Here is an 11,357-nt window from a genome sequence, read left to right as displayed (position 1 = left end):
TCAGCGGGCCGGGGCGGTGGCGCCGAGTCGGTCGAGGATTCGTTGCGTGCCGCCGCGTGCGAGCCAGTCGCGCAGGGAGGTCAGCTCGGGGTGTAGGGCACGCAGGGCGGAGAGGTCGGCGTGCCAGCCGCCGGTTTCGCGGATCAGGCGCCAGGTGTCGCCGAGTTGGGGTCCGATCGCGTCGGCTTCTTCCTCGGTGACCTCGCGGTAGTGGACGGGGTGGCCGATGGCGGCGCTGATCGTGGCAGCCGCGTCGACGGGGGTGATGGCGTCGCCCGCCAGTTCGAGAGTGCGGGCATGCCAGGATTCGGGGTCGGCGAAAGCCAGAGCGGCGAAAACGGCGATGTCGTCGAGAGCGATCATCTGGAGCGGGCGATCGGCGGGGAACATGTGCGGGTGTTCGCCACCTGCGCGGATGCCGTCGACGGGGGAGCCGTGCAGCAGGTAGTTCTCCATGAATCGGACGGGGCGCAACACGGTGTAGCGCAGACCTGATGCCGCCATGGCCTCTTCGATCTGGCGTTTGCCCTGCTGGCCCCACGACTGCGCGTCGCCCATCGTGGCGACGCCGGTGAAGACGATCTGTTCGACGCCGACGGCGCGGGCCGCGTCGATCATGGCGGTGCCGCGCCTGGCTTCGGCTCCCTCACCCCACCCCTGCGCGCTGTAATCGGCTGGGGGAACGAGGAATACGGCGCGGGTGCCGGTCGCCGCGGCACGCAGGGACGAGGGATCGTCGAAGTCGCCGACAGTCAATTCCGCACCGGCGGTGGTGAGTGCGTGGGCGGCGGGGGAGTCGGGGTCGCGCACCAGAGCGCGGACCCGATGTCCGTCGGTGAGCAATCGGCGGGCGGTCGCGCCACCCTGCTTGCCGGTCGCGCAGGTGATCAGGACGGGGAGTGCTGAAGTCATCGCGGAGGAGTGCCGTTCGTGGTCGATCGTGTGCCTACAATCGGGTCGGCTGACCCGTATTCCGGACGTTACGGCCGGGCTCACCCGGTTGGCCAGGTCCGGTGCAGGGAAGGCGTAACGAAATGACGGTCGACAACGGTGTGGAACCAGCGATCCGGGCCGACGCGCGACGCAACCGCGCGCTGATCCTGGCCGCAGCCCAGCGCGCACTCGCCGAGCGTGGCACCACCGTCTCGCTGGCCGAAGTGGCCCGCCGCGCCGGTGTCGGGGCGGGCACCGTCCACCGGCATTTCCCCACGAAAACCGATCTGCTGGAAGCGGTTATGCAACAGCGCGTCGATCGACTGGCCGCGCTGGCCACCCAACACCTCACCGATTCGGACCCGGGCGCGGCCTTCTTCGCCCTGTGCACCCACGTCATCATCACGACGCCGGGCAACAAGGATCTCTGTGACCTGGTGCAATCCGACGACGGCTGGCCCCGAGCCCTGCTCCGCGGCGCGGGCAACCGCTTCCACCGTGCCCTCGGCGCGCTGCTCGCCTCAGCGCAACATCATGGCGCGGTTCGCCCCGATGTGGTGGTCACGGACGTACTCGACATCTTCACGGGATGCGTTGCCATCCAACGGCATCGACGTGCGGACGATCCGTTGGCCCCGGCCGTGGTCCTCATCCTCGACGCCCTGCGAACCCACCCGCCCCTCGTCACGGAACTCCCACAAATTGACCGTAACGAAATGGGAGAAGGTAACGAAACTCCGCCGACGTGCCCCGTCTGCGGCGGTCGACTCGGTCGCTCCACCACCGGCAGGCCCGCCCGCTACTGCTCGGCGGCCTGCCGACAGAAGGCCCACCGCAGGCGGAACGCGGCGCGGCCCTTCACAACAGGTCGCTGACGTCGTCCGGCACATCGACGGCGTACTTGCGCAGGATGTCCATCGAGATGACCTCCAGCGCGTTCTCGTGGGTTGCGGCCAGCACCACGGGTGCGGCTACGCCGTCCTCGTGGGCGTGCAACCAGCGGACCGCTACTACACACCAGCGGTCGCCCGGTTGCAGGCCTGGGAAATTGTTCTCTGGGCGGGGGGTACTGAGGTCGTTGCCGATGGAGGCCTGATGCTCCAGGAATTCCGCCGTCACGACGGTGCACACGGTGTGGCTGCCGAGATCCTCCGGACCGGTGCTGCAGCAGCCGTCCCGGTAGAAGCCCGTGAGAGGATCGGCGCCGCACTCTTCCAGCGGCCCCCCAAGCACGTTTCGATCGGTCACTCCGCTGATCCTATGGGGCAAGCGCCAGAAGTTCCGCAGGACAACGAATCTGTAGTCTTTCCGCCATGTGGCGACACACCCGCAATCGGTTGCCGACCCGCCGCGCAGACGCCGCCGACGTGCGGTAACTCCCCGCCCGAATAGACTCGCCGGGTGAGTTCGCAAGCGTGGATCCTGATCGCCGCGATCGCCGCCGTCCTGTTGGTGGCGCTCGTCGCGGGTTTCGTCCTGTACAAGCGACGCCAGATTTCGCTGGCCCCGCCCGAGCCGGACAAGGAGTTGACGGACCGCTCCGGTGGTTACACCGCGTCCGGTGGGTTCAGCTTCAGCCAGGGCGGCTCGACGGCGACCGTGCCCAAGCCCGAGCCCGTCGGAGAGCGCACCGACACCGACGGCCAACCGCACGTCGGCGACGACGCCGCTATCCCGCGTGACGCCCCGCGCCGCGGCATCACCGACGTTCCGCTGCCCGAGGGCGATGTCGCCGTCGACGAGACCGTGGTGGTCCCCGACGACGCGTCCACCCTCGACACCGTCGCCCCGGCCGAGCCCGACACCGCAGCCGCTGTGCCGACCGAGACGGTGCCCACTGACACCGCACCGACCGACACCACCCCCGCCGAGATCGACACCACCCCCGCCGAGATCGACGCGACCACCACCGCGATCGACGAGATCGACCCGACCACCGGCCGCCTCGTCCGCCTGCGCGGGCGCCTGGCCCGCTCCCAGAACGCCGTCGGCAAGAGCCTGCTCGGCCTGCTCGGCGGTGGTGACCTCGACGAGGACTCCTGGGAAGAGATCGAGGACACCCTGGTGCTGGCCGATATCGGCACCGCGAGCACCGCGAAGATCGTCGAACGGCTGCGGGAGGAGATGGCCTCGCGCAGCGTGCGCACTCCCGAACAGGCGCGTGGTGTCCTGCGGGACGTGCTCGTCGAAGCGCTGCGCCCCGATCTCGACCGTTCCATCCATGCCCTCCCGCACGGCGACAAGCCCGCGATCCTGCTCGTCGTCGGTGTCAACGGCACCGGTAAGACCACCACCACCGGCAAACTGGCCCGCGTGCTCGTCGCCGACGGCCGCCGCGTGCTGCTCGGCGCCGCCGACACCTTCCGCGCCGCCGCCGCCGATCAGCTGCAGACCTGGGGCGAACGGGTGGGAGCCGAGACCGTGCGCGGTAAGGAGGCCGCCGACCCGGCCGCCGTCGCGTTCGACGCGGTCACCGCGGGCATCGACGGTGGCGTCGACGCGGTGCTCATCGACACCGCGGGCCGCCTGCACACCAAGACCGGCCTGATGGACGAGCTGGGCAAGGTCAAGCGGGTCGTGGAGAAGAAGGGCGAGGTCGACGAGGTGCTGTTGGTCCTGGACGCGACCGTCGGCCAGAACGGCCTGATGCAGGCGCGGGTGTTCGCCGATGTCGTCGACATCACCGGCGTGGTCCTCACCAAGCTCGACGGCACCGCCAAGGGCGGCATCGTGTTCCAGGTGCAGCACGAACTCGGCGTGCCGGTGAAACTCGTCGGTCTCGGCGAGGGCGCCGACGATCTGGCCCCGTTCGAGCCCGGTGCGTTCGTCGACGCCCTGCTCGGCGGTACCGCGTAGCGAACGGTTGCGATGCCCGTCCGATCCAGCGATCGGGCGGGCATCGTTGTTTCACCCCGCTGACATCAGTGTTCTCAGGGGAATCGCGGCAGGTGAATCGCCGCGCGAACTCGCGGCGAATCGCACTTACGTACCAACCTCACCGTGAGCTGACAGGCTGTGGCTGAGCACACGAAACGTGGACGCAACACAACAGCGCTATCCGTTCACTCAGGCGAAACACCACAGCTCAACGGATGAAACACCGAGTGGCGACCCTCTGTACAGGTCCTTTTTGCCGTCATCGGCGAGGCCCGAGATGAGGAGGAAGACAAGGTGGCATTTCCACTGATCGGTACACCGGATACCGGTGACACCGCTTGGATGCTGGCGTCGGCAGCACTCGTGCTGTTGATGACGCCGGGTTTGGCGTTCTTCTACGGCGGCATGGTCCGCGGTAAGAACGTGCTGAACATGATCATGATGAGCGTCTCCGCGATGGGTCTGGTCACCATCCTGTGGTGTCTATACGGCTTCTCGATGACGTTCGGCGAGGACAAGAGCAATCTGATCGGTGATCCTCTCCAGTACTTCGGTCTGAAGAGCATCTTCGGTGGCACCGCCGCGGATTCGGCGGGCATCCCGCTGTTCACGGCGACCCCGGAGGACCCGACGGCCCCGATCACCGCGGGTATCCCGCTGACGGTCTTCGTCGCCTTCCAGCTCATGTTCGCGATCATCACGGTCGCTCTCATCTCGGGCGCGGTCGCTGACCGCATGAAGTTCGGCTCGTGGCTCGTATTTGCCGGAATCTGGGCCACCGTCGTCTACTTCCCCGTCGCGCACTGGGTCTTCGCCTTCGACGGTTACACCGCCGAGGCAGGCGGCTGGATCGCCAACAACCTCAAGGCGATCGACTTCGCCGGTGGCACCGCGGTCCACATCAACGCCGGCGCCGCCGGTCTGGTGCTTTGCCTCGTCCTCGGCAAGCGCAAGGGCTGGCCGAAGACGCCGTTCCGTCCGCACAACCTGCCGTTCGTGATGCTCGGCGCCGGTCTGCTGTGGTTCGGCTGGTACGGCTTCAACGCCGGTTCGGCGCTCGGTGCCAACGGCATCGCCGGTGCCACCTTCCTCACCACCACGATCGCCACCGCGGCCGCGATGATGGCCTGGCTGCTCGTGGAGAAGATCCGCGACGGTCACCCGACCTCGCTCGGTGCCGCCTCGGGCATCGTGGCCGGTCTGGTCGCGATCACCCCGGCCTGTTCCTCGGTGAACGTGGTCGGCGCTCTGGCCATCGGTGTGGTCGCCGGTGCGCTGTGCGCCCTGGCCGTCGGCCTGAAGTTCCGCTTCGGTTTCGACGATTCGCTCGACGTGGTCGGCGTCCACCTGGTCGGTGGTCTGGTCGGCACCCTGATGGTCGGTCTGGTCGCTGCGAGCGAAGCTCCCGCGGGCGTCACCGGCTTGTTCTACGGTGGTGGAGTCGAGCAGTTGAAGCTGCAGGCTGTCGGTGCTTTCGTCGTCTTGGCCTACTCGCTGGTCGCCACGGCCGTCATCGCGTACGCGATCAAGTTCACGATCGGCCTGCGCGCCAGTGAAGAATCCGAATCGGCGGGCCTGGACGAGTCCGAGCACGCGGAAACCGCTTACGATTTCGCTGCTGTGGGTAACACGGCACGCTCACTCGTCAAGGAGGCATGACGAACATGAAACTGGTTACGGCAATCGTCAAACCGTTCACGCTCGAAGATGTGAAAACCGGGCTGGAGCAGGCAGGCGTGCTCGGCATGACCGTCAGCGAAGTCCAGGGATACGGTCGGCAGAAGGGCCACACCGAGGTCTACCGCGGTGCCGAGTACTCGGTGGATTTCGTGCCCAAGGTCCGGGTCGAGGTCGTCGTGGACGATGCGTCGGTCGAGAAGGTCGTCGAGGTGATCGTCGAAGCCTCGCGCACCGGCAAGATCGGTGACGGCAAGGTGTGGGTGACCCCGGTGGACACCATCATCCGTGTCCGTACCGGCGAACGCGGAAGCGACGCACTGTAATTCGGTAAGGCACGCACGAGGAATCGATCGAGCGGCGGCCCCGCTCCCACCGGCGAGAATCCGGTCGGGGCGGGGCCGCCCGCATGAAATGGTGGTGTGGGCTGTGGCACAGCGGAATGGTGGTATTCAGAACAACGGAGCGGCGGATCTGGTCAAGGCCAGGGCGCAGCTGCTCGACGGGGCGGGCACCCGCAATCCACGGCTCGATCCGGAATCGCTGCGCGAGGCCCTGGTCGACCTGTTCGAACTGTGGCTCACCAGCAAAGGCAATGAACTCGGTATCACCGCCGACAGCGGCCTCTCGGTCGTGGCGGTCGGCGGACTCGGCCGCCGCGAGATGCTGCCCTACTCCGATCTCGACCTGGTGCTGTTGCACGACGACGTCGATCCCAAGGTGGTCTCGGAGGTCGCCGATCAACTCTGGTATCCCCTGTGGGACGCCCATATCAAGCTCGACCACAGCGTGCGCACCGTGCCGCAGGCCCTACGGGTGGCCTCCGACGACATGATCGCCGCGCTCGGCCTGCTCGAAGCCCGCCACATCGTCGGCGACCATGACCTCAGCAATCTGCTGATCGGTGGCGTGCGCCGGGAATGGCGCACCGGAATCCGGTCGCGCTTCGACGACCTCATCGCCCAGACGACGGCACGCTGGCAGCGCAGCGGCGAGATCGCCCACCGCGCCGAACCCGATCTCAAGAACGGCCGCGGCGGCCTGCGCGACATTCAACTCCTCGACGCGCTCTCGATCGCCCAATTGACCGACGCCATGCCGGGATTGGGCCCCGAGGTCCCCGGCGGCGGCCTGAAGGCGGCGCACCGCAGACTCCTCGACGTGCGCACCGAACTGCATCGCGTGGCCGGTCGCGCCCGCGATCAACTGCGCGCACAGGACGCCGACGAGATCGGCGCCGCGCTGCGCATCGGCGACCGCTTCGATCTCGCCCGGACACTGACCGATTCGGCGCGTACGGTGAGCTATTCGTGCGACGTCGGTCTGCGCACGGCCGCCAATGCGCTCCCGCGGCGCGGCCTGGCCAGACTGCGCCGGATGCCGGTGCGCCGACCACTCGATGAGGGGGTGGTCGAGCACTCCGGCGAGGTGGTGCTGGCCAGAGACGCACGCCCGCAACGCGATCCCGGGTTGATCCTGCGGGTGGCCGCGGCGTCGGCGCAGACCGGGCTGCCGATGTCGGCGACCACGCTCAACCGCCTGTCCGAGGACGCGCCCGAACTGCGCGAACCGTGGCCCAAGGACGCACTCAACGATCTGCTCGTGCTGCTCGGTGCGGGCCGCGGCAGCATCGACGCGGTCGAGGCACTCGATCGAACGGGCTTGTGGGGCAGGCTCTTTCCCGAATGGGGCGCGGTACGCGATCTGCCGCCACGCGACGCGCTGCACACCTGGACCGTCGATCGGCACCTGATGGAGACGGTCGCCTACGCGAGTGGGCTGAGCACCAGGGTCGCCCGGCCCGACCTGCTCGCCCTCGGCGCACTGCTGCACGACATCGGCAAGGGCCGAACGGGCGACCACAGCATCGTCGGCGCCGAACTGGCCACCCACATCGGCCGCAGGCTCGGCCTGTGGCCCTCGGATGTGCGCACGCTCAGCGCGATCGTGCGCCACCACCTGCTGCTGCCCGACACCGCGACCCGGCGCGACCTCGACGACCCGGCGACAGTGCAGCGGGTAGCCGACGCGCTCGACGGTGACGTCGGCCTGCTCGAACTGCTGCACGCGCTGGCCGAGGCCGACTCGATGGCGACCGGCCCCGGCGTATGGGGCGACTGGAAGGCCTCGCTGATCGGTGAACTGGTGCGCCGCTGCCGGCTCGTCATGGCGGGCGAGGCGCTGCCGCAACCGGAACCGATCGACCCGGAGCTCGTGGACAAGGCCAGGGCGGGCGGTGTGCACGTCACCCTCGCGCCCGGCGACGGTAAACACACGTACGTGGTGACAGTGATCGCCCCCGACGAGCCCGGCCTGCTCTCCGACGCGGCGGGCGTGCTGGCACTGCACTCGCTGCGGGTGCTGTCGGCCTCGCTGGGCGGAGCGGGTGATTCGGCCATCAACACGTTCGTGGTGATGCCGAAATTCGGCGATCCGCCGGACGCGGGACTGTTGCGTCAGGAATTCATCCGAGCCACCTCCGGCGCGCTCGACCTGCCCGCGGTGCTGGCCAAACGCGAAGCCGAAGCGCTCGGGACCGGGCCGGGCCGCTACGCGCGTGCCGCACCGCGACTGATCTGGTCACCGACCAGCACCTCCGGTCAGGTGATTCTGGAGCTGCGCGCCGACGATCGGATCGGTTTGCTGAGCAGGTTGGCGGGTGCCTTCGCGGCGACGGGCGCCAATGTCCGGTGGGCCAAGGTGGTCACGATGGGCTCGGCGGTGGTCGACGCCTTCTGCCTCGATCTGGGCGACACCGACAGCCCGGCCCTGCGCGACCGCATCGAAAAGGCCGTCCTCGCGGTGGTTCCGCAGCCGGCTCCCGCCCCGCCGCCGGACACCGACGGCGCGGCCTGACAGTGTAAGGACACGGTTTACTCACTGATTGCTATCAGGTTGCTACACAGTGTCATCGCGGCCTGATAAGGCGAGATGTCACCTATAGCATTCCTCTGGTCCGGCTGTCACTCGTACGAGGGGAGCTGATCCGTGGCTATCGAAGTCGTTTCCGCATCGATGATGACCAGCGACGCGACCGCGCACATCGCGCGCTGCGTCGGTGGTGACCTGTGGGTGGTTTCGTGGTTGCCGGGACGCACCCTCAGTGGTGCGCAGGCGTTAGCCGCGATGACCATCGCCTCGACCGCCGCCCACCACACCGACAGCGCCGATTCCGAATGGCTGCGGATCGAGTCGCTCTCCCGCGAACTCGGCCTCACCGGCAGAGAAGCGGTGTACCTGGTGAACTTCGAATCGCACGAGTTGCGCCGCACGGCGCCACCGCACGTGCAACATACCGAATAACCTCCACTACCCTGGGAGGGCAAGAGACGTCCGACTTCGGTCAGACGACCTGAGACCCTTTCAGATCAGGAGCGCGATCGGTGTTCGAATCCCTGTCCGACCGGCTTACCGGTGCACTGCAGGATCTGCGCGGTAAGGGGCGTCTGTCACCGGCCGACATCGACGCCACCGCGCGTGAGATCCGACTCGCACTCCTCGAGGCCGACGTCGCGCTGCCCGTGGTGCGCGGCTTCATCGCCAACGTCAAAGAACGCGCCAAGGGCGCGGAGGTCTCCGGCGCGCTCAATCCCGCGCAGCAGGTCGTCAAGATCGTCAACGAGGAACTCGTCGCGATCCTCGGCGGCGAGACCCGTCGCCTGAACCTCGCCAAGAACCCGCCGACGGTCATCATGCTGGCCGGCCTGCAGGGTGCGGGTAAGACCACTCTCGCGGGCAAGCTGGCCAAATGGCTCAAGGGTCAGGGGCATCAGCCGTTGCTGGTGGCCTGTGACCTCCAGCGTCCCGGCGCGGTCACCCAGCTGCAGGTCGTCGGTGAGCGCGCGGGCGTGCCCGTGTTCGCCCCGCACGGCGGCACCTCCATCGGCGGCGGCGCGAACCCGCTCGGGATCACCGCGGCCGACCCGGTCGCCGTCGCCGCGGCCGGTATCGAAGAGGCCAAGGCCAAGCAGTACGACGTGGTCATCGTCGATACCGCGGGCCGCCTCGGTATCGACGCCGAGCTGATGCGCCAGGCCGCGGGCATCCGCGATGCCGTGCAGCCCGACGAGACGCTGTTCGTGCTCGACGCGATGATCGGTCAGGACGCGGTCAGCACCGCCGAGGCCTTCCGCGACGGTGTCGGCTTCACCGGTGTCGTGCTCACCAAGCTCGACGGTGACGCCCGCGGTGGTGCGGCGCTGTCGGTGCGCAATGTCACCGGCGCGCCGATCATGTTCGCCTCCACCGGTGAGAAGCTCGAGGACTTCGACGTCTTCCATCCCGACCGGATGGCCTCGCGCATCCTCGGCATGGGCGATGTGCTCACCCTCATCGAGCAGGCCGAACAGGTCTACGACGCCGAGCAGGCCGAGGAGACCGCGCGCAAGATCGGCAGCGGCGAACTCACCCTCGAAGACTTCCTCGACCAGATGCTGGCCATCCGCAAGATGGGTCCGATCGCCAACCTGCTCGGGATGCTGCCGGGCGCGGGTCAGATGAAGGACGCGCTGGCCGCGGTCGACGACAAGCAGCTCGATCGGGTGCAGGCGATCATTCGCGGCATGACGCGCGCCGAGCGGGACAACCCGAAGATCATCAACGCCTCGCGGCGGTTGCGTATCGCGAACGGCTCCGGCGTACAGGTCTCCGACGTCAACCAGCTCGTCGACCGGTTCTTCGAAGCCAAGAAGATGATGGCCGCGATGGGCAGGCAGATGGGGATGCCGGGCGCGCGCCGAGGCAACAACAAAAAGGGCGGTAAGAAGGGCAAGAAGGGCGGGCGCGGGCCCACTCCGCCGAAGGCGCGCGGTGGGTTCCCCGGGATGCCCGCCGGGATGCCGGGGCTGCCGCCGGGCATGGATCTGTCGAACATGCCGCCCGGGTTGGACCAGTTGCCGCCGGGGCTCGAGGGGATCGACCTGTCGCAGTTCAAGTTCCCCAAGAACTGAGATCCGTACAACGAAAGCCGTGGTAGGTGACCGTCTACCACGGCTTTCGTCATCAGTTCAGAGGATGCCGGGGATCAGCGCTTTCCGGTTCGTCGGATAGTCGGCGAACTTCTCTCGGTACCAGCGGTGGGTGGCGAAGGCGCGTGGCACCAGGTTGCCCGCGGTGATCAGGAAGATCACGACACCGGCCAGCGACCAGGTGAGCAGCGCGAACCCGGCCCAGGCGATCAGCTCGCCGAGATAGGCCGGACTGCTGACGAAGCGGAAGCCCGCGCCGTGCGGAACGCGGTACTCGGCGGTGCCGGGGTTGTTCTTGTCCCGCAGATTGCGCACGATCGCCTCGGACCGCACCAGCAGTCCGAATCCGCACAGGTACACCACCACGCCGATCAGGAATCGCGGGTCGGTGAGCCAGGCGGTGCCGTACTGATTCTTGTAGTCGTTGCTGAAGAACGCGCCGTTGAGATAGCCGTGCAGGGCCGTCACCAACACGCCCGCCGCGACCACCGAGACGTTGAAACTGCTCTTCTTGCCCGGCACCTGCCGGATGGAGAGCGGGAAGAACCAGCCGCGATTGCCGTAGTGCAGCAGCCAGATGGCGGCCAGCACCAGCGGCACCGGTTCGAAGCGGTCGGGGCCGCTGAGATAGAACACCGCGAACACGACGGTCGCGGGCAGCTCCATCAGCCACCAGCCCAGCTTGGGGTTCAGATTGAAGCCGACCTTGTTCGAGGCGAAGCGGCCGTAGGGGCTCTGCGCGAACAGTCCGCCGACGATCACGAACGCGGCGAAGCCGAAGGCGATGGCCAGCACCGTGTCGTAGGTGGTGTTCCCGGTGTACCAGTCCATCGAGATCCTCTTGTCCAACGGGCGTCGCACACGATCGCCGACGCAAAACTAGAACACGTTCTATCATGGATC

The 11,357-nt window shown here is 67.7% G+C and carries 10 protein-coding genes; 7 read left to right on the top strand and 3 right to left on the bottom strand.

All coding sequences use genetic code 11. The annotated features are described in order from the left end of the window. On the bottom strand, positions 1-912 hold the full coding sequence (locus ACLJPD_RS01760; RefSeq protein WP_410869910.1) for an NmrA/HSCARG family protein: 912 nt from the start codon (positions 910-912) through the stop codon (positions 1-3). 122 nt (positions 913-1,034) lie between these two features. Between ACLJPD_RS01760 and ACLJPD_RS01755 the strand changes: the two genes are divergently transcribed. Then, the gene (locus tag ACLJPD_RS01755; RefSeq protein WP_410869909.1) at positions 1,035-1,808 is read left to right on the top strand and encodes a TetR family transcriptional regulator; all 774 of its coding nucleotides are present in this window, start codon (positions 1,035-1,037) and stop codon (positions 1,806-1,808) included. Here the strand turns inward: ACLJPD_RS01755 and ACLJPD_RS01750 are convergent. Continuing rightward, complete coding sequence (locus tag ACLJPD_RS01750) at positions 1,792-2,181, bottom strand: DUF2237 family protein (RefSeq protein WP_014987060.1); 390 nt, start codon at positions 2,179-2,181, stop codon at positions 1,792-1,794. The two genes, ACLJPD_RS01755 and ACLJPD_RS01750, sit on opposite strands and share 17 nt — an antisense overlap. Positions 2,182-2,334: 153 nt before the next feature. On the opposite strand from ACLJPD_RS01750, the gene ftsY reads away from it, so the two are divergent. The 6 genes from ftsY to ffh all read left to right on the top strand — a co-directional run bounded on the left by ftsY (position 2,335) and on the right by ffh (position 10,436). Then, the gene (gene ftsY / locus ACLJPD_RS01745; protein ID WP_410869907.1) at positions 2,335-3,789 is read left to right on the top strand and encodes a signal recognition particle-docking protein FtsY; all 1,455 of its coding nucleotides are present in this window, start codon (positions 2,335-2,337) and stop codon (positions 3,787-3,789) included. 363 nt (positions 3,790-4,152) lie between these two features. Further along, positions 4,153-5,469 (top strand): ammonium transporter, encoded by a 1,317-nt coding sequence (locus tag ACLJPD_RS01740; protein ID WP_410871889.1) that lies wholly within the window; start codon positions 4,153-4,155, stop codon positions 5,467-5,469. 5 nt (positions 5,470-5,474) lie between these two features. Then, a complete protein-coding gene (locus ACLJPD_RS01735; protein ID WP_110036141.1) occupies positions 5,475-5,813 on the top strand; it encodes a P-II family nitrogen regulator in 339 nt (112 codons plus the stop codon). Positions 5,814-5,901: 88 nt separating this feature from the next. Further along, entirely contained in the window at positions 5,902-8,343 is a 2,442-nt protein-coding gene (locus ACLJPD_RS01730; RefSeq protein ID WP_410869906.1) for a [protein-PII] uridylyltransferase, read from the top strand. Between the two features lie 132 nt (positions 8,344-8,475). Further along, positions 8,476-8,790: a hypothetical protein gene (locus ACLJPD_RS01725; protein ID WP_410869905.1), complete on the top strand. Its 315-nt coding sequence runs from the start codon at positions 8,476-8,478 to the stop codon at positions 8,788-8,790. An 80-nt stretch (positions 8,791-8,870) separates the two neighbouring features. After that, the gene (ffh, locus tag ACLJPD_RS01720) at positions 8,871-10,436 is read left to right on the top strand and encodes a signal recognition particle protein (protein WP_410869904.1); all 1,566 of its coding nucleotides are present in this window, start codon (positions 8,871-8,873) and stop codon (positions 10,434-10,436) included. 57 nt (positions 10,437-10,493) lie between these two features. Here the strand turns inward: ffh and ACLJPD_RS01715 are convergent, their stop codons facing one another. Continuing rightward, positions 10,494-11,285 carry a 3-oxo-5-alpha-steroid 4-dehydrogenase gene (locus tag ACLJPD_RS01715; RefSeq protein ID WP_410869903.1) on the bottom strand — a complete coding sequence of 264 codons (792 nt, stop codon included), beginning with the start codon at positions 11,283-11,285 and terminating at the stop codon, positions 10,494-10,496. Positions 11,286-11,357: the final 72 nt, after the last annotated feature.

The organism is Nocardia sp. A7 (genome assembly GCF_046549215.1).
GTDB lineage: Bacteria > Actinomycetota > Actinomycetes > Mycobacteriales > Mycobacteriaceae > Nocardia.
This window is presented reverse-complemented; position numbering and strand designations above follow the sequence as displayed.